General features: G+C 48.1%; 15 protein-coding genes. 7 read left to right on the forward strand and 8 right to left on the reverse strand.

Annotated features, from left to right (window positions below; translation table 11 throughout):
• Positions 1 to 67: 67 nt before the first annotated feature.
• From SHD_RS02800 to SHD_RS02810, 3 genes are all read left to right on the forward strand, one after another.
• Positions 68 to 772 carry a hypothetical protein gene (locus tag SHD_RS02800; RefSeq protein WP_023265750.1) on the forward strand — a complete coding sequence of 235 codons (705 nt, stop codon included), beginning with the start codon at positions 68 to 70 and terminating at the stop codon, positions 770 to 772.
• Positions 769 to 1,848 (forward strand): PepSY domain-containing protein, encoded by a 1,080-nt coding sequence (locus SHD_RS02805; protein WP_023265751.1) that lies wholly within the window; start codon positions 769 to 771, stop codon positions 1,846 to 1,848. Before SHD_RS02800 ends, SHD_RS02805 begins: the two co-directional genes overlap by 4 nt.
• A 94-nt stretch (positions 1,849 to 1,942) precedes the next feature.
• Positions 1,943 to 2,263 carry a hypothetical protein gene (locus tag SHD_RS02810; protein WP_023265752.1) on the forward strand — a complete coding sequence of 107 codons (321 nt, stop codon included), beginning with the start codon at positions 1,943 to 1,945 and terminating at the stop codon, positions 2,261 to 2,263.
• A 69-nt stretch (positions 2,264 to 2,332) separates the two neighbouring features.
• Here the strand turns inward: SHD_RS02810 and glpK are convergent, their stop codons facing one another.
• Positions 2,333 to 3,817 carry a glycerol kinase GlpK gene (gene glpK / locus SHD_RS02815; protein ID WP_039977288.1) on the reverse strand — a complete coding sequence of 495 codons (1,485 nt, stop codon included), beginning with the start codon at positions 3,815 to 3,817 and terminating at the stop codon, positions 2,333 to 2,335.
• 423 nt (positions 3,818 to 4,240) lie between these two features.
• On the opposite strand from glpK, the gene SHD_RS02820 reads away from it, so the two are divergent.
• Positions 4,241 to 5,527 carry an NAD(P)/FAD-dependent oxidoreductase gene (locus tag SHD_RS02820; RefSeq protein ID WP_023265754.1) on the forward strand — a complete coding sequence of 429 codons (1,287 nt, stop codon included), beginning with the start codon at positions 4,241 to 4,243 and terminating at the stop codon, positions 5,525 to 5,527.
• A 60-nt stretch (positions 5,528 to 5,587) separates the two neighbouring features.
• Here the strand turns inward: SHD_RS02820 and SHD_RS02825 are convergent, their stop codons facing one another.
• The 5 genes from SHD_RS02825 to leuA all read right to left on the reverse strand — a co-directional run bounded on the left by SHD_RS02825 (position 5,588) and on the right by leuA (position 12,230).
• Positions 5,588 to 6,934 carry an outer membrane protein transport protein gene (locus SHD_RS02825; protein ID WP_023265755.1) on the reverse strand — a complete coding sequence of 449 codons (1,347 nt, stop codon included), beginning with the start codon at positions 6,932 to 6,934 and terminating at the stop codon, positions 5,588 to 5,590.
• A 527-nt stretch (positions 6,935 to 7,461) separates the two neighbouring features.
• Positions 7,462 to 8,067, reverse strand: a complete 606-nt coding sequence (gene leuD, locus SHD_RS02830; protein WP_023265756.1) for a 3-isopropylmalate dehydratase small subunit — start codon at positions 8,065 to 8,067, stop codon at positions 7,462 to 7,464.
• A 24-nt stretch (positions 8,068 to 8,091) separates the two neighbouring features.
• Positions 8,092 to 9,516 (reverse strand): 3-isopropylmalate dehydratase large subunit, encoded by a 1,425-nt coding sequence (gene leuC / locus SHD_RS02835; protein ID WP_023265757.1) that lies wholly within the window; start codon positions 9,514 to 9,516, stop codon positions 8,092 to 8,094.
• Positions 9,516 to 10,610, reverse strand: coding sequence for a 3-isopropylmalate dehydrogenase (leuB, locus tag SHD_RS02840; RefSeq protein ID WP_023265758.1), 1,095 nt, complete (start codon positions 10,608 to 10,610; stop codon positions 9,516 to 9,518). Before leuB ends, leuC begins: the two co-directional genes overlap by 1 nt.
• A gap of 51 nt (positions 10,611 to 10,661) precedes the next feature.
• Positions 10,662 to 12,230, reverse strand: a complete 1,569-nt coding sequence (leuA, locus tag SHD_RS02845) for a 2-isopropylmalate synthase (protein ID WP_039977290.1) — start codon at positions 12,228 to 12,230, stop codon at positions 10,662 to 10,664.
• A 495-nt stretch (positions 12,231 to 12,725) separates the two neighbouring features.
• Here leuA and SHD_RS02850 point away from each other — a divergent pair, with 495 nt between their 5' ends.
• On the forward strand, positions 12,726 to 14,504 hold the full coding sequence (locus SHD_RS02850; protein WP_039977291.1) for a diguanylate cyclase domain-containing protein: 1,779 nt from the start codon (positions 12,726 to 12,728) through the stop codon (positions 14,502 to 14,504).
• On the opposite strand, the gene recQ is transcribed toward SHD_RS02850, so the two are convergent.
• A complete protein-coding gene (recQ, locus tag SHD_RS02855) occupies positions 14,486 to 16,309 on the reverse strand; it encodes a DNA helicase RecQ (RefSeq protein WP_023265761.1) in 1,824 nt (607 codons plus the stop codon). The genes SHD_RS02850 and recQ overlap by 19 nt on opposite strands.
• Positions 16,310 to 16,579: 270 nt before the next feature.
• Between recQ and SHD_RS02860 the strand changes: the two genes are divergently transcribed.
• A complete protein-coding gene (locus SHD_RS02860) occupies positions 16,580 to 17,044 on the forward strand; it encodes a thioesterase family protein (protein ID WP_011624318.1) in 465 nt (154 codons plus the stop codon).
• Positions 17,045 to 17,259: 215 nt separating this feature from the next.
• A complete protein-coding gene (rarD, locus tag SHD_RS02865; RefSeq protein WP_023265762.1) occupies positions 17,260 to 18,144 on the forward strand; it encodes an EamA family transporter RarD in 885 nt (294 codons plus the stop codon).
• Positions 18,145 to 18,211: 67 nt separating this feature from the next.
• Here the strand turns inward: rarD and SHD_RS02870 are convergent, their stop codons facing one another.
• Positions 18,212 to 18,730: a PH domain-containing protein gene (locus SHD_RS02870; RefSeq protein WP_023265763.1), complete on the reverse strand. Its 519-nt coding sequence runs from the start codon at positions 18,728 to 18,730 to the stop codon at positions 18,212 to 18,214.
• Positions 18,731 to 18,754 lie beyond the last annotated feature (24 nt).

The raw sequence follows: 18,754 nt of genomic DNA on the forward strand, positions 1-18,754 counted from the left end.
AAGGTTTTTATTTCACGATTGCGAGGAAGATCAAAACTCCCGTGCAATTAACTCAAAGTAACTCACCATGACTGCAACTCGGATCCGTCTTTATCACAAGTGGTTTGCATTAATAACCGCCATTCAATTACTGATCTGGCTAGCAACGGGTGCCTACATGGTACTGATGGATATAGAGTTTATTCGCGGCAAGCCACTGGTAAACAAAGCAAACACAGCTATGTACCAAGTTGACACTCCCGCCTACAGCTTTACGGACTTTATCGAGGCACATCCCGATGCGACGGATATCAGCCTGTATGCGCATCAAGGCACACTCTACTATCGCGCCAATATCGCGGGAAAATTGCAGCGCTTTAGCAGTAAGACGGGTGAAGTATTACCGCTGCTCGATAAACAGCAGGCGCTCGACGCCGCGCAGCGAGGCTATACGGGTCGGGCTAAATTTATCGGCTCGGCATTCATTGAGCAGAACGCTCCGAGTGAAATCCCTGCCCGCCTGATCCCCGTTTGGCAACTGACGTTAGACGATGCCATGCACTCGACACTCTATATCTCGGCAGTTACAGGACAAGTGGTCAGCGCGCGCCATGATTATTGGCGACTCTTCGATCTGATGTGGATGCTGCACATCATGGACTACGAGACGCGGGAGAATGTGCATAATCCGTTACTTACGCTAATGACTAGCCTCGCCCTATTGACCGCACTCTTTGGTATCGCCTTGTCCTATATCAGTTTTCGAAACCAAAATCGTGAGGAGCCAGTATGAGCCTCTCGACGCTTCGCCATACCGGCACCGCTGGTACCAAGCATTCCATCAGCTTGCTGCTGCAAACCTTACATAAATGGCTGGGGCTTATTGTTGGTCTGCAATTATTGATTTGGGTCGTGACAGGACTTGCCTTCAACCTAATTGACGAGAGGTTTTTGGACGCGAACCCATATCGCACCACTGACAAAACGGCGAGCCCCAATACTGCACTCGCCCCCACGGCAGACCTACTGCAACAATATCAAGCAGAAGGCATTATCGAACTTAAGCTAACCTCAGTGCTGAGCCGCGCCGTGTATGCGCTTACTACAACTCAGCAAACTCGCTGGTTTTGGGCGGACTCGCTAAAGCCACTATCCTTGACCAATACCGAGATACTCGCGATTGCCAAACAGAGCTACTCAGGTTCGGCCGAGCTCAGCACACCGCAAATCCTCAGCCGCGAAACACCATTCGACGCCAATGGCCCAGTAGCCATGCTCACGGCCGCGGACGAAGTTGGAACGCGAATTTATATCGATACTGCCTCGGGTGCGGTGCTTGCTCACCAGAATCGCCAATCGGATCTCAAGGATCTGCTCTTTATGCTGCATTTTATGGACTATGCTCCCGATAATGGCATTGGTTTTAATCACTTATTGGTACAAGTTGTCAGCATTGCCACACTGTTGTTAGGTCTTTCGGGGATTTACATCCTTGGGCATAAATTTCATCAAGGTCAGTTATCCCTGCCATTCTTGAAGCGAAAAATTCCCAAAGGAAAACTAGCGCTTTTTACTCAGGCGGCTCAACCGCTCGCCGAATTTACCGATCTCAATGGCACATATTTAGAGAGCATTAATCGAGGGCGCGAAAGATTAAGAACCCAATGTGGCGGTGGCGGACGCTGCGGCCTGTGTAAACTCAGGTTTGTCGAGCAGCCACCCAGCCCCAATGATTATGATCTGGATAAACTCACCGCCACTGAGCTAGCACAAGGCATTCGCCTAGGCTGCCAACACGAAGCGCATCCTGGCAAACTTGAATTAGCCACCCAAGCCCAGCACAGAGATTGGTCACAGTCCGAGCGCTAGTGAGTGTCGCGCACAGGCTCAAATCGGCGTATAGTCTAAATATTGAGCAAATCCGGCCGATAAAGGGTTAAGTGGTCAAAACCAAGGAGGCGCTATGAGTGGATTGGACAGTCTTTACGCTATGCTGGCCCAGCCAGTAAAACCCGTATTAACCCCAAAACGGATCGTTGATCAGGTGAGTAGTGCGACCGCCAATGCGCCCGATAGCCATGAAACACCACAGTCGCAATTACCGCCCACCTTAGATGCGAAAGTCAGGGAAAGGCGCAAACAGGATAATGCTAGTCGCAATAAAAAACGCCGCGCATCGGACAAACAACAAAACTTAAAAGAGGGAGTGGTGCTCGAAGTCACTGACGATTTAGCTGAAACAGCACAATCGCCCAGCAAGCATATCATCGACATCGAAGTTTAACGTGCTGACTGTTAAATGAATAAGGCGCAACCTCAGGGTGCGCCTTATGTGTTTCAAGCCTAAAAGAAACTAAGAACGGCTTCTGGCCACCGCATCTTGCCAGCCCGCATATAACCGCTCCCTTTGACTCGCATCAATATTCGGTTTGAAGTGTTTATCGATACAGGCCTTATGCTTAAGTTCGGTCACTGAGGTCCAAAAGCCAACCGCCAGTCCCGCTAAAAAGGCTGCACCAAGCGCGGTAGTCTCACACACACTCGGTCTTAAGACTTCAACATCGGTGATATCCGCTTGAAATTGCATGAGGAAGTCATTAGCAACCGCGCCACCATCAACCTTAAGGGATTTAAGCCGCTCACCACTGTCCTTAATCATGGCATCGAGTAAATCCTTACTCTGGTAGGCAATCGACTCTAATGCCGCACGGATAATATGATTACGGTTAGCGCCACGCGTTAACCCAAACAGTGCGCCACGGGCATTAGGATCCCAATAGGGAGCACCGAGCCCAACAAAAGCAGGCACTAAATACACGCCATTAGTATCCGCGACTTTAGAGGCAAAATATTCGGTATCGCTGGCATCGCGAATAAGCCCCAGCTCATCCCTTAACCATTGAATTGTCGCGCCGCCCATAAACACTGAGCCTTCTAGGGCGTAGTTCACTTCACCTTGAGCGCCTACCGCCACTGTGGTTAATAACCCATGGGATGAGCGCACGGCTTTATTGCCTGTGTTCATTAATAAAAAGCAGCCAGTGCCATAAGTATTTTTAGCCATTCCCGGCTCGACACAAAGCTGGCCAAAGAGCGCTGCCTGTTGGTCTCCCGCGATCCCCGCGAGTGGAATTTCGCTGCCCTCACCGGCAATACGGGTTGTACCATAGACACTGCAAGAAGGTTTCACTTCAGGCAACATGGCGGCAGGAATATCGAGCGCCTCCAGCAGCTTGCTATCCCAACTCAGGCTGTGGATATTAAACAGCAACGTACGGGCTGCATTGGTGGGATCGGTCACATGCACTTTGCCTTCGGTGAGTTTCCACAGTAGCCAAGTATCCACAGTGCCAAATAACAGTTCGCCTCGTTTGGCCTTCGCACGCGCATCCGGCACATTATCTAAAATCCATTTGATCTTAGTGCCTGAAAAATAAGGATCGAGCAGGAGTCCCGTATTCTCTCGCACATAATCTTCTAAGCCTTGGGCCTTAAGTTGCTCACAGATCTCAGAGCTGCGACGACACTGCCACACAATGGCATTGTAAACCGGTTTGCCTGTGGCCTTTTCCCAAATAATGGTGGTTTCCCGCTGATTAGTAATGCCAATCGCCGCCACTTCATCACTGTGAATGCCTGCTCTGGCGAGAGATTCAATCAACACAGAACTTTGGCTCGCCCAGATTTCCATTGGGTCATGTTCAACCCAGCTGGGATTAGGATAAAGTTGAGTAAACTCCCGCTGTGAGACACTGACAATATTGGCGTCGTGGTCAAATACAATCGCCCTCGAGCTGGTTGTGCCTTGATCTAACGCCACTACGTATTTTTTCTGCACACTCTTTCCTTTCTTCAAGCCAAATCAACGCCATTGAGATTTTATGGTCAACATTATCGCCACAAAATTCCCTTGGGGTGAATATATTCTTAATGGCTGTCTTTGACCAGCATCGACCGAAACAGTGAATAAAATCAAATAAATCATTAAGAAGATACTCAGGTGTGTAGCGTGTCCGATGACATACTGTTTGCTAGGGCAGCGCTATTATCCGTTTATCTAGAATAAGGACAGCACAAGTGCATACGCCCGCTTAATTGCAGCCCAAATGCCCCTAAAGCATCAATGCGCCCAACTCGCTTTGCAAATAAACAAATACCTTCTACGCTTTATATAATTAGAAAAATCTAATTGATAAAATTTAGATTATACAAAGACCAAGGCAGGTTCTTTGTTAACAATATCCATTCGGAGGAGTAGATAATGAAAAGAGTCATTGTAATTGGGGCGGGACTAGGTGGCGTATCGGCAGCATTTGAACTCAAACAGCGACTGCCTTCCGATTGTGAAATAGGCGTGATCAGTGAAGGGGCTGACTTCCAATTTGTTCCCTCAAATCCTTGGGTAGCACTCGGTGAACGTAAGCGCGAAGACATCAGTCTTCCAATTGGAACCTACTTAGCTAAACGTAAGATTAGTTATTCCGGTGAAGGGGTGACTCATATAGATCCCATGAATAGGCAACTCACCTTAGGTGATGGTACAACAGATAATTACGATTACTTAGTCATCTGTACTGGCCCAAAACTCGCTTTTGAAAACGTACCAGGCGCAGGCCCAGAAGGGTTTACTCAATCTATTTGTACCATTGATCACGCCGAAAAAGCCTACGAATGCTTCCAACAACTGCTCGCTAAACCCGGCCCAGTGGTTGTCGGCGCACTACAAGGTGCAAGTTGCTTTGGGCCAGCCTATGAGTATGTGTTATCCCTAGAGAGCTTATTGCGTAAACACAAAATTCGTCAGCATGTACCTATCACTTTTGTCACCAGCGAGCCCTATGTGGGTCATATGGGCCTCGGCGGCGTGGGAGACTCTAAGTCACTTATGGAACACGAATTTAGAGAACGTAGCATCAAATGGATTTGCAATGCTAAAACGACCCACTTTGAATCAGGTATGGCTTATGTTGATGAATTAGATAGAAAAGGAGAAGTCGAATTTCAACATACTTTACCCTTCTCCCTTGCAATGTTTTTACCCCCTTTTAAAGGCAGTCCTGCGATAGCAGCAGTACCAGAACTGTGTAACGAGAAGGGCTTTGTACTCACCGACACGTTCCAGCGCTCACCACGTTATCCAGAAATCTATGCCGCCGGCGTGTGCGTAGCACTCCCACCATTGGAAAAAACTCCCGTACCCATTGGCGTACCTAAAACGGGTTTTATGATTGAATCTATGACCACTGCCATTGTGGATAATATTCTTTCCAGTTTAAAAGGCGAGCCTCCCAAGACCCATCCAACACTTAATGCTATTTGTTTGGCCGACATGGGAGATAAGGGTGCCGCCTTTGTGGCTCTCCCCCAAAATCCTCCCCGCAATGCTAACTGGACATCTATGGGTAAATGGGTACATGTGGCCAAAATTGCCTTTGAGAAATACTTTCTCTACAAAGTCCGCAATGGTACTAGCGAACCTATTTATGAAAAATATGTACTCGGCAGTTTAGGCATTCACCGCACCCACGAGCCTAAGGATCCGGAATAACAGCTCAGCGTCAGACAAAAAAGCCCTGAAAATTCAGGGCTTTTTTAATCAAACTTGATATTACATCTTGTAGCTCATTTGGATACCAGCTAACCAAACATTACCGCTCGCTTCACCGTTAAAGTTAACAGTCGCTAGGTTTAACAGATTTTGCTGCTCGTTAATTGGCGCATCACCCGTGGCACGGATATAGGTCAGTGCAAAATCAACATTCAGGTTTTTAGTCGCCTGATAGCCCGCACCAACAGAGAACCACAGACGGTCTGAGTCAGGGATAGTTGTCGTGCGCCACTCATCATTTGCGGCGGTTTTATCTAAGGCCACACCGGCACGCACTAACCATTCATTGTTCACTTGGTAAGTCGTACCTAAAGCAAAGCGCCAGTTATCTTCAAAGTGCTCTTCTTTCACTAAGTCAGATTCTAAGCCGCCCTTTGGCTTAACTTCACCAGGGAAGTACGCCACTAACTGATCGAATACACTCCAATCAGTCCAGTTAACACTGGCGTGCATCGCCCATTTGTCGGTCAATTGATGATAAGACGACAACTCGGCAAACGCAGGCAACTCAAGTGGTAAATAACCTTCGATTGACAGATTTTGACCACCATCATAAATCACACCAGAAGCATGACCATCTAAGTCAAGCTGCACACCACTGTGGTAAGCCAAACCTAAACGATGGGCAGGGTTAATTTGCCAGCTAGCACCGATTTGCCAACCGTAGCCAATGTCATCACCCTTCATGCTTTTGAGTTCAGTGCCACCAGGAGGCAGCATACCAGCTACTTGTGGAGGTAAACCGGGTTTAATTTTATCCACCCAGCCCGGTAACGAAGCACCGATTTCACCTTCGCCATAAACGATACGCACACCACCACCAACACTAACCGCATCATTGATGCGATAGGCAATGTTTGGATTAAACTCAACAGTAGTGACCGAGGTCTTGTTACCAAAAATAGCCGCAGCATGGGTCGCAGGCAATTCAGTGGCGAGACCATAATTCGAGTTAACTGCCAGACCCCAAGTCCATTGGTCATTCAACTGATTGGAATAATAAAAGTTAGGTACCAAAGCGTCATCGGCTACGTCGATAGCATCACCGTTCATCACGATTGGATTTGGACCAAGCAGAGGCGAGCTTACGCTCACGTCACCTTTCACATCTACATTGGGCATCACATAGATACCACCAGCAGATAACTGACGACCTTCTAAATAGGTCAGCATCGCAGGGTTGCGCGCTTGTGCCGAAGCATTATCAGCAATTGCGGCTTCACCGGCGAAGGCGCGGCCTAAGCCAGTTGCCGAGTATTCGGCAAGTTGAAAACCTGCGGCATACACTTGAGTCGTTGTGCTTAATAAGGCTGCAGTCACAGCCAAGGTCAGAAGACGTTTTTGCATTGTTATTCTCGAAAAATATTATTGTTATCTGTGCCAGTAACTTGGTCACAATGGCGTTCACACAAAATAGAGCAAACACTCCAGATTGAATGCACGGCAGTTTACCGATGCAGAAGATGTTTGCAACAAGCTGGAATAAAACAGATAAAAAAACTAGGAAAAACAACCCAATCAATATTTTTAGTGAGATAAATCACTTTTAAAACAAGAATAATCAGTATTTTTTCAACAAGATATTTGCTGAAAGCATTTTTAAAGCAACACCAAAAACACTCAAACCAATTTAAAAACAATACACTAAACCACAAAAAACCTATAAACACCTGTAAGCCATTTTATCTATTAAAATTCAGCATAAATCACTGGCATTCATTTTGTTTGCGATACAGAAAAGCCACCATCCATTTTAAATCAATAAATACAATACATTAGACTTAAACACTTAAGCATAGATAATAAAAACGCCTAGTTTTCGAACTAGGCGTTTAAGATTAACTTCTATTAAGGTACAAGTGTTCGCTGAATGCTTAACATCGCCAACTTGGGATTTGTGATTCGTATTCGCTGATCTGCATTCCGTGGGACAAGGTCAAGCCAATGGCATCTAAACCATTCAGCAATTTATGCCGTGCGGACTCGGCCAGCGTGAAGCTAAACTCAGCTCCCGAAGGCGATGTCACCTTACAAGTCGTTAAGTCGACGGTGATTTGTGCGCCTTCTTCACTCGCCACCTCATCCATTAACTGACGCACTTCATTCGCGCTCAGCTTCACCGGCAACAAACCGTTATTGATGGAGTTTCCATAAAAAATATCAGCAAAGCTCGGGGCAATAATGGCGCGCAGACCAAAATCCGCTAATGCCCATGGGGCGTGTTCACGGCTGGAGCCACAGCCAAAGTTTTCCTGTGCCAGCAGAATCGACGCACCGCTATAGCGAGGCTTGTTTAGAGTGAAATCAGGGTTAGGCACATCCCCGGCATCATCGAGATAACGCCAGTCGTGGAATAAGTGCACACCGAATCCATCCCGCGTCACCTTAGATAAAAATTGCTTCGGGATAATTTGATCGGTATCGATATTGGCGCTGTCGATCATGACCGCAAGCCCGGTATGGCAAGTAAAAGGTTGCATTAACTTCTCCTCTTGGGATGACGGTTAGTAAGGTTTACGGATATCGACAAAATGCCCAGCAATCGCCGCTGCAGCAGCCATCGCCGGACTCACCAAGTGCGTGCGACTACCACGGCCTTGGCGCCCTTCGAAGTTACGGTTGCTGGTCGAGGCGCAGCGATCACCCGCTTCTAATCTGTCATCGTTCATCGCTAAACACATAGAGCAGCCCGGTAAACGCCATTCGAATCCGGCATCAATAAAGATTTTATCTAACCCTTCGGCCTCGGCCTGTGCTTTCACTTGGCCAGAACCCGGCACTACGATTGCCGTAACGCCCGCAGCCACTTTGCGCCCTTGCGCCTGTTTCGCCGCACTGCGTAAATCTTCAATCCGCGAGTTAGTGCAAGAGCCGATAAAGACCTTATTGATCGTCACATCCGTCATTGGCGTACCAGGAGTTAATCCAATATATTCCAAAGCTTTTTCCATGCTAGCGCGAATCGTCGGATTCGCCTCGTCGGCAGGATTCGGCACGGGCGCATCGATGGCAACCACTTGCCCAGGGTTAGTACCCCAAGTCAATTGCGGCGCGATATCGGCCGCATCTAACACGACAGTGGCATCAAATTCAGCGCCAACATCGGTTTTCAGCGCCTTCCAGGCGGCGACGGCTTGTGCCCAATCTTCGCCCTTTGGCGCAAATTCACGACCTTCTAGGTAATCGAAAGTGGTTTGGTCCGGCGCGACCATGCCAGCCTTAGCGCCCATTTCAATCGCCATATTGCAGACTGTCATGCGCCCTTCCATCGACAGTGCTTCAATGGCCTCACCACAAAACTCAACCACATAGCCAGTACCGCCATCCATACCAATCTTACCGATAATCGCCAATACGATATCTTTAGCGGTGACACCATCGGTGACCTGACCACGGACTTCGATTTTCATGGTCTTGGCTTTTAATTGGCGCAGGGTTTGGGTCGCCAACACATGCTCAACCTCAGATGTGCCAATACCGAAGGCCAGAGCGCCAAAGGCGCCGTGGGTCGCGGTGTGAGAATCACCACAGACGATCACTGTGCCGGGTAAGGTAATGCCAAGCTCAGGCCCCATCACATGCACAATGCCTTGATTCGGATGGTGAATGTCATATAAGCGCACGCCGAAGTCTTTACAGTTTTGTGCCAGGGTCTCAACCTGAGTGCGCGCCATAGGGCTTAAAGCATCTAGACTGGCACTGCGTGTCGAAGTGTTGTGATCCATGGTCGCGAAAGTTTTCTCTGGGGCGCGTAACTTACGCCCAGCCACTTTTAAGCCACTAAAGGCTTGAGGCGATGTCACTTCGTGAACTAAATGTCTGTCGACATAAATGATCGGCGCTTCGCCCTCTGGGGTGGCTACAACGTGAGCATCCCACACCTTTTGATACAGGGTTTTCGGAGCGCTTGATATTGAAGGATTAGTCATTACACACCTGCCTTAACTGCATCGGCGATAAAGTTGCCCATTTCGACCGTCGATTTAGCCTTATGGCGTTGGTCGCTACTTAATAGCTCACCGGTTAAATAGCCAGAATTGAGCGCCTTACTCACGGCACGTTCAATCGCGCTTGCCGCTTCTTCTTGCTTTAAGCTGTGACGCAGCATCAGCGCGGCCGACAGAATTTGTGCGATCGGGTTAGCAATACCTTTACCTGCGATATCCGGCGCACTACCACCAGCAGGCTCAAATAAACCAAAGCCAGTGCTATTCATACTCGCTGAAGACAACAAGCCCATGGAGCCAGTCAGCATGGCGATTTCGTCCGATAGAATATCGCCAAACAAGTTAGAGCACAGCATCACGTCAAACTCATCGGGGCGGCGAAGCAACTGCATGGTCGCGTTATCGATATAGATGTGTTCCAGTTCAACATCGGGGAAGTCCACCGCCACTTCTTCTACCACTTGGCGCCACAGCACCGAACAAGCTAAGACGTTTGCCTTATCGACCGAAGTGACTTTTTTACGGCGTCCGCGGGCGGCTTCAAAGGCAATGCGCGCAATACGGGCAATCTCGCGGCGGCTGTAACGCATGGTATCGAAGGCTTCTTCGCTCTCACCTTCACCTTGGCGCCCCTTAGGCTTACCGAAGTAGATCCCACCCGTTAACTCACGCACGCAGAGAACATCGAAACCTCTAGCAGAAATATCGCTGCGCAGCGGTGACATATGTTCTAAACCATCATGCAATTTTGCCGGACGTAGGTTACAAAACAATTCGAAATGACCACGTAATGGCAATAATGCACCACGCTCTGGCTGTTCATTGGGCGGTAGTTTTTCCCATTTAGGACCACCGACAGAACCGAATAGAATGGCATCGGCCGCTTCACAACCTTTCAGTGTTGCTTCAGGCAATGGACAACCATGATTGTCGATAGCGATACCACCGACATCATATTCAGTGTATTCAATATTAAGACCAAAACGCGCCTCAACCGCCTTTAACACCTTACGTGCCTCGGCCATCACTTCTGGCCCAATCCCATCCCCGGCTAATACTGCAATTTGATAACTCATACGCCCGCTCACTCCTTCAATGTGAAAACTTTATGCTCGATATCGCTTGGGTTACACGCCACCCAGCTCTCTGTTTTTATGCATATTCTGTTTGTAATCTGCGACCTTATCGGCGCGGCATGTCAAGTTCATCACATGCACTAACGCACGGGCTGATGCCTCAACCACGTCGGTCGCTAAGCCGACACCGTGGAAATTTTGTTCATGGTACACCGCGGTAATGTCGACCTGGCCCAGGGCATTTTGCCCTACGCCTTTCGCACCTAATTTGTAGCTGATGATATCGATACGACGGTCCGTCGCACGGGCGATAGCGTTATAGGCAGCATCAACAGGGCCATTGCCTGTGGCGGCCTCAGTTTTAATCTCACCGCCGACATCGATGCGTACAGTGGCCGTGGCCACGCCTTCGGTGGAGTCGGATTGGACTACTAACTGCTGTAATTGATAGAAATTATCTTCCGCCGCTTGCGCCTCCATAAAAGCTAAGGCTTCTAAATCGTAATCGAAGACTTGACCCTTTTTGTCGGCCAAATGTAAAAACTGTTCGTATAGGGCATCCAGATTGTAATCCTGCTCGCTGTAGCCCATTTCCTCCATGCGATGCTTAATCACATGACGGCCTGAGCGCGAGGTCATATTCAGGTTATTGCGATTCAGACCAATACTTTCTGGCGTCATGATTTCATAAGTGTTTTGCGCTTTTAACATGCCATCTTGGTGAATCCCCGAAGAGTGGGTAAAGGCATTCGCGCCCACAATCGCCTTATTCGACTGGATTGGCATATTGCATAACTGGCTGACTAGATTCGACGTGCGGTGAATTTCCTTCGCATTGATCCCCGTTTCAAACCCTAGCAGGTTCTTACGAGTTGCTAAGATCATGGCGATCTCTTCTAAAGAGCAGTTACCTGCACGCTCACCAATACCATTCATGGTACATTCGATTTGGCGCGCGCCATGCTGCACAGCAGTAATCGAATTAGCGACCGATAGACCTAAATCATCGTGGCAGTGAACCGAAATAATGGCTTGGTCGATATTCGGTACGCGATTAAACAAAGTTTGAATAATGCCCCCAAACTCGCTTGGCACTGTATACCCCACGGTATCGGGGATATTGATGGTGCGAGCGCCAGCATGAATCGCCGCTTCTACCATACGGCACAGGTTATCGATTGGCGTACGCCCTGCATCTTCACAAGAGAATTCAACATCATCGGTAAAGCGACGGGCATATTTCACCGCACCGACCGCCATTTCCAATACTTGATCGAATGAGCGCTTTAACTTGCTCTCCACATGGATAGTCGAGGTGGAGATAAAGGTGTGAATACGGAACTGTTCGGCGACCGATAATGCCTGGGCGGCGGCATCGATATCTTTTTCCAAGGCGCGGGATAAAGCACACACACGGCTATTTTTGATGGTACGGGCAATGGTCTGCACCGACTCAAAATCACCGGGTGACGACACCGGAAAACCGACTTCCATCACATCCACACCGAGACGTTCCAACGCCATGGCGATCTGTAACTTTTCTTTGACCGACAGGCTTGCCGCTAACGCCTGCTCGCCATCACGTAAGGTGGTATCAAATATAATTACTCTGTTAGACATCTCGCTTCTCCATGGAACGTCACCGTTCATTATTTAACTTTTGCCGTATTCAGATACAAAAAACCCCGCAACATTGGTGCGGGGTTTATGAGTGTTTTGCCTTTCTATCGAGCGAGCAACACTAAGACCTCCGCGTTTGTGGCGCGAGAGAGAGAAGGAGGAGGTCGAGTTTGCTGCTAATTCTATTCATTTAAATTAAATATTTATTCTATTGGCTCAAAATAAGGACGGTTAATATTTAACTCGCTTGCCTAAGTGTGTCAACCCCAATTTTTTTCATGTTCAGCGTTATACTTTCCCCTAAATAGCAAAATGTCAGCATTCTATCTAAAGAGATAGTTGTTAATCCCTTGCTAGCGAATAAGAATTAATAAATTGGACTCGCTCAAATTTATAACAAAAAAATCATTTTTTATGCAAAAAAGCATAGAGACACGTTATAATCCACGCCTGCGGTTACGGATTGTTGAATCGATGCACGGTATGGAGCAAAAAATGGATTTTCGCGTCTTAGCACTTAGCCTGTTTTTATGGCTATTCCCTTTATGGGCCAGTGCTAACGACCAGTTAGATAATCTCGCAGAGATGGTTTATCAGTACCCCACCAAGGCCTTAGCGCAAATTACCGCACTAGAAAAACAGCAAACATCGGATAACACCAATGACATCAATCAACTTCGACTCAACGTATTGAAATGTCAAAATTTTCTACAACTTGGGGAAAATGAAGCGGCAATTAACCTTGCCCAAATGGGTGAGGCCAGCGCCAAGCAGCTTAAGCTCGATCAAGCTCGCCCCTACTTTTTGAATTGTCAGGCCGATGCCTACCTCAATTATGATAATATCCAAGATGCTTTACCCTTGCTCGACTCTGCGATTACTCTTGCCAGACGTTATCAGCAACCTCAAGCCCTGATCGATGCACTAAGGCTAAGAGGACAACTCGATACCAATACCGATAACTTTTCCTCCGCCATCGAAGATTTACGTATCGCTCTCGATATCTATCCCGATATCAATTCACAAACACAAAATTGGGTGTGGCCACCGCAGGCATATGTCTATGCTGCAATGGGCAATTTACTCTACGCAACCAACGACTTACCCCAAGCCATGTATTACACTAAGCTAGCGTTAAAAAGTGCGGATGCCAAAGGAAAAGTCCGACATGTGCTACTGCGTAATGCTGCTCGAATCGCACTTGACAACAACGATCGTGAATACAGCGATCAATTGGAAAAACAAGCAAAAATTTTACTGCCAGAAATAGGCTCTCCACTCGAACTCGCCTATAGCTATGCCATTTTGGCTTCAATCGCCCTCGATAAAGGAAAAATCGACACGGCCGAAGAATATATCTCCATTGCAATGAACACTTTTAAGCAACAAAACCAAAAAGTTGCCATGATGCGTTCTACACGTTTACTTGCTCAGATTAGATTTGCACAGAATAGAGATGAAGCGGCAATCACGTTGATGCAATCCGCTATAGAGCAAGGAGAGGCACTAAAACAGTATACAGACCTAAAGTGGTTTTACGGCATTTTGAGCGACTACTATCAAACCCATAATAACTACCAATTGGCCTACGAGTTTTTACAAAAACGCTTCGATGCAGCTGAATTAGCAAATGAAGCTACCAATAACACCCGAATTTTGCAGTTTAAAGCCAGACTCAATCAACAAGGATTAGAACAGGCTAACAGTGATGAGCAACATAGTCACACTTCATTATTAAATGATTTAAACCTTGATTGGGCCTATAGCACATTATTTTTAGTGATTATGGCACTCACTGGCAGCGCTATTTGGTATTTTATTGATAAACAAAATAACCGTGCACCAGCAGCCGATGCTAGCCCCAAAAATATTCCACCACTAGAACAACTTGAACTAACACTCCACAGCGCTAAACAGGGTGATTATCCGCTGTCATTATTGCTGCTCAATGCCAGCCAAATTCGTCAAGTCGACTTACCGGGATTACTAGACAAACTGCAAGACAAATTGCGGGAACAAGACAAACTGTTACGCTATTCCATCGATGAGGTCGTTATCGTTCTACCCTATACTTCTGCCGTGGGCGCGCAACGAGTCGTCAACCAAATCACCCCAACCATTCAGACCTTACAAGGAACAAGTAAGGTGAATATTGGCGTTGCAGTGATGCAACAGTTTGATACTTTGGAATCTTTGGTTAAACGCGCTAGCATCAATCGATTAGGCAAACTCAAGGGCAGCGAGCCACTAAATAGTTATTCCCCCGCTAAATAGGCGGCAATTTCATCGAGGAAATCGTCACCAAATCGGCTGAGTTTGCGCTCACCGACGCCGTTGACCGCCAGCATTTCACCGGGGCTGGTCGGCATCATGGCTGCCATTTCCGCTAGGGTCGCATCGTTAAACACCAGATAGGGCGGCACATCCTGCTCCTCGGCAATCGTGCGACGCAGGGCTTTTAGCCTCGCAAACAGTTTGCGGTCGTAATTCAGCGGTGCCCGCGATTGAGTGACTTTACGCTTAATGTTGGTCAGTTGAATCCGTGGTTCCGCCAACATTAGCGCCACCTCGCCCTTAAGGATCGGTCTTGCCGAAGGGTTTAAGGTGATGGACGAGCCCCGCGTAATATCTTGGCTCGCAAGCCCCAAATGGATGAGCTGACGGATAACGCTCAACCAATATTCATGGCTTTTGTCTTTGCCTATGCCCCAAGTGCTGAGTTTATCGTGCCCTCTATCCACAATCGCGGCGCCCTTGGAGCCACGTAACACTTCAATCAAATGATTGATACCAAAACGCTGTCCGAGCCGATAGATGCAAGATAGCACCTTCTGCGCATCCTCGGTGCCGTTATAACGTTTAGGCGGGTCGAGACAAATATCGCAGTTGCCGCAGGGCTCTAACGCGCTCTCATCGAAGTAATGCAGCAATACTTGGCGACGACAGGTTTGCGCCTCTGCAAATGCAGCCATGGTATTGAGTTTATGGAAATCCACCTGCTGCTGCGGCCCTGGCTCCGACTGCTCGATAAGATGGCGTACCCGCCCAATATCGGCAGGATCGAACAGCATAAAGGCTTCGGCCTCGAGTCCATCACGCCCCGCTCGGCCAGTTTCTTGATAATAGGCTTCGATGCTCTTAGGGATATCGTAATGCACCACAAAGCGCACGTTAGATTTGTTAATCCCCATACCAAAGGCCACGGTAGCAACCACAATATCAATTTGATCTTTAAGGAAGCTATCCTGCACTTCACCGCGCTCTTGGGGCGTCATGCCCGCATGGTATGCCTTAGCATGAAACCCTTGCAGCGTGAGTCTTTCTGCCACCTCATCCACACGGCGACGGCTGCTGCAGTAGACAATGCCACTACTGCCATTCTGTTGCAGTAAAAACTGTCGTAATTGATTCGCGGCATTGAGTTTTTCGGCAACCGTATAGCGGATATTGGGCCGATCGAAACTCGATAGTAACCTAAAGGGATTAATTCCTAGGCGCTCGCAAATATTTTGCCGCGTCGCCTGATCCGCGGTGGCGGTGAGCGCCATCATGGGCACATGGGGGAAGAGCTGCTTTAACTGGCCAAGGGCAGCATATTCGGGACGAAAATCGTGTCCCCATTGACTGATGCAGTGCGCCTCATCAATCGCAAACATGGATAGCGGCAGGGAGCGCATGCGCTCGATAAAATCGCCAGTAAGTAAGCGTTCAGGAGACACATATAGCAGTTTTAGCTCGCCTCTATGCAACTGCCTCAGCACCTCTAAACTTTGTTCCCGCGGCTGCGATGAGTTTAAATAGGCGGCATTGACACCCGTCTGCAACAGGCTGTCGACCTGATCTTTCATTAATGAAATCAGCGGTGATACCACGATAGTGATGCCAGGCATCAGCAGTGCGGGCAACTGGTAACACAGACTCTTACCGCCGCCAGTGGGCATGATCACAAGGCAGTCCTCACCACTGCATACACGTTCGATAACCTCGCGCTGACCGTCCCTAAAATCACGGTAGCCAAACACCTGCGCTAGGCGTTGCGACAGCGGATCATCATGTATGTCGAGTAACTGAGTTTCCATGGATCTTCTAGCTAAAAAGTAAGGGCGCCTATTCTAAAGGACAGAATCGCTCCTGTCTTGCGCCATCTTGCTCAAACTGACCCAGCGCTAACAACTAAGGCTTAGGCTGCTACCACGACTCATCACAACACCTAAGACGATTTGCCCGCACAAAGGCTTAAGTTGCATTAGGCATAGGCTTGGCTGTAGATTAATTGCTCTAAGTCGAACGCTATTGCACACGCTTCGACCCTATTCTAAGAAGCCCTACAGCCTACAAGGACGAACAGCATGACAAACCCAATTCAAGCCGAAGTACTCAAACGTGTTGCCGAAGTGTTTGATCAGCACGTGCCGTTTCATAATTTATTGGGTCTGGATATCAAACGCTACGACATAGATGGCGTCGAAGTGGTGATCAATATGAAGCCAGAACTCATTGGCAATATTCACCAACAAATTCTCCACGGTGGTGTCACCGCCACTGTGCTTGATGTGGTAGGAGGGCTCACCGCCTTTGCAGGACTGGTTGCGAGTCGTGATGATTGGACTGTGGAGGAGTTACAACAACGGTTGCAGACCTTAGGCACTATCGATATGCGCGTTGATTACCTGCGCCCCGGGCGTGGACAGGTTTTCACTGGCACGGGCAGCGTGATCCGTGCTGGCAATCGCGTCTCGGTATGTCGCATGGAGCTTCATAACGAGCAAGGAACCCATATCGCCTTCGGCACAGGCACTTATATGGTTGGCTAGTCCGTTGTCACACATCGTTTTTTAGAATTTTTTTACCGCATTCATCATCGATAAGCTAAAGGAAAACACCTTGATTATTCAGGTGTTTCCCTCTGCTTTTTGCTGAGCACAGGTCATTAGAGACATCCTGTAACGAAAAAGGCAGGCGCACACACCTTGAGTCAATTCCCATAGCCTCCTACAATCGCCGTCCTGTTGTCCTTCGAAGATGTCTCATGCCTGATACTGAATACCGCAAAGGGATCCTACTCGCCGTCAGTGCTTACTGTATGTGGGGATTTGCGCCCTTATATTTCAAACTACTCCACCATGTTTCGGCGACCGAAATTTTACTGCATCGGGTGATCTGGTCATTTGTGTTTATGGTGATTATCATGCTGTTTATCGGTGGCTTTGGAAAGCTGCGTCAACTGTTTAAACAGCCAAAGCAGCTACTCGTGCTCACCATCACATCCCTGTTGATTGCCGCCAACTGGTTGATTTTTATCTGGGCAGTGAATAACGACCATATGCTCGATGCCAGCTTGGGTTACTTTATCAACCCCCTACTGAATGTGCTGCTCGGCATGCTGTTTTTGGGTGAAAGATTACGTAAGTTGCAATGGTTTGCCGTCGCGCTGGCGAGTGCAGGCGTGCTTATTCAGTTGATTTCATTCGGTTCTATTCCCATTGTCTCCCTCGCCTTGGCGGGCAGCTTCGGGGTATATGCGCTGCTGCGTAAAAAGGTCAATGTGGATGCTAAATCGGGTCTGCTAGTCGAAACCGCCATTCTGCTACCGGTTGCATTGGTTTATCTGGTCGCGACTTTAGATAGCGCCACGGCGAATATGCTCACCAACGATTGGCACCTTAATTTGTTGTTGATGGCGGCGGGGATTGTTACCACGATTCCACTATTGTGCTTTGCCGGTGCTGCCGTGCGCATTCCATTGTCTATGCTCGGCTTTTTCCAATATATTGGTCCGAGTATTATGTTTATCCTCGCAGTAACCTTATTCAATGAACCCTTCGATGCCGAGAAGAGCATCACCTTTGGTTTTATCTGGAGCGCCCTGCTGGTGTTCACCTTCGATATGGCCTATAAACGCAAAATGGCGTAATAACTTCACGCCGTTGTCCACAGTCACAAAAGTCGGTCATGGTTAAGTGAACGTATAACTTAACCGCCTACTTTTGTAACTGGGCTAAAAATTTCTCACCTTCGGGCACCGACAGTAGCAGATTGTAGCCTTGGGTCGTTGGGACTAATACGAGCTTGGATCGATCCGTTATTGCGACAAAAGCACGCCCTTTTCCTTTAAGGCTAAACCAGCCGAGTTGAAACCCTGGCATACCGATACCATTGGTCTTAAAGCTGGGCGCTAAATCCGCCTCCTGCTTCAAATCGATAATGCGTGCCTGCTCGACGAGGATCTCGGAGCGTGCTAGCTGCACTTTATAGAAAGGGATATCAAGTTTTAGCTCTGTGTCGGTTAGCGCGATTTCAGCATTATGGGATTGATAAAACACCCAAGAAGATCCACCCACCATTACCAGCAAGATACCTAAACTCGCCGATTTAGCCACTTTCGGCATAGGTTTAACCCACAACATCCACATTAAGCCGACTAAAACTAACAGCAAGGTAATAAAGCTTAAAATCGAAGTTTGAGTCAGTGGAGCAAGGGAGAAAAACTGAGTCACCATGGTGGGCAGTCCTTAAGGAAGAAA

The sequence above is a fragment of the Shewanella decolorationis S12 genome (genome assembly GCF_000485795.1).
In the GTDB taxonomy this organism is placed as follows: Bacteria; Pseudomonadota; Gammaproteobacteria; order Enterobacterales; family Shewanellaceae; genus Shewanella; species Shewanella decolorationis.

Coding starts and splice junctions, on each gene's coding strand:
- SHD_RS02800 (WP_023265750.1), top strand. CDS start 68: ATGACTGCAACTCGGATCCGTCTTTATCACAAGTGGTTTGCATTAATA.
- SHD_RS02805 (WP_023265751.1), top strand. CDS start 769: ATGAGCCTCTCGACGCTTCGCCATACCGGCACCGCTGGTACCAAGCAT.
- SHD_RS02810 (WP_023265752.1), top strand. CDS start 1,943: ATGAGTGGATTGGACAGTCTTTACGCTATGCTGGCCCAGCCAGTAAAA.
- SHD_RS02820 (WP_023265754.1), top strand. CDS start 4,241: ATGAAAAGAGTCATTGTAATTGGGGCGGGACTAGGTGGCGTATCGGCA.
- SHD_RS02825 (WP_023265755.1), bottom strand. CDS start 6,934: ATGCAAAAACGTCTTCTGACCTTGGCTGTGACTGCAGCCTTATTAAGC.
- leuD (WP_023265756.1), bottom strand. CDS start 8,067: ATGCAACCTTTTACTTGCCATACCGGGCTTGCGGTCATGATCGACAGC.
- leuC (WP_023265757.1), bottom strand. CDS start 9,516: ATGACTAATCCTTCAATATCAAGCGCTCCGAAAACCCTGTATCAAAAG.
- leuB (WP_023265758.1), bottom strand. CDS start 10,610: ATGAGTTATCAAATTGCAGTATTAGCCGGGGATGGGATTGGGCCAGAA.
- leuA (WP_039977290.1), bottom strand. CDS start 12,230: ATGTCTAACAGAGTAATTATATTTGATACCACCTTACGTGATGGCGAG.
- SHD_RS02850 (WP_039977291.1), top strand. CDS start 12,726: ATGGATTTTCGCGTCTTAGCACTTAGCCTGTTTTTATGGCTATTCCCT.
- recQ (WP_023265761.1), bottom strand. CDS start 16,309: ATGGAAACTCAGTTACTCGACATACATGATGATCCGCTGTCGCAACGC.
- SHD_RS02860 (WP_011624318.1), top strand. CDS start 16,580: ATGACAAACCCAATTCAAGCCGAAGTACTCAAACGTGTTGCCGAAGTG.
- rarD (WP_023265762.1), top strand. CDS start 17,260: ATGCCTGATACTGAATACCGCAAAGGGATCCTACTCGCCGTCAGTGCT.
- SHD_RS02870 (WP_023265763.1), bottom strand. CDS start 18,730: ATGGTGACTCAGTTTTTCTCCCTTGCTCCACTGACTCAAACTTCGATT.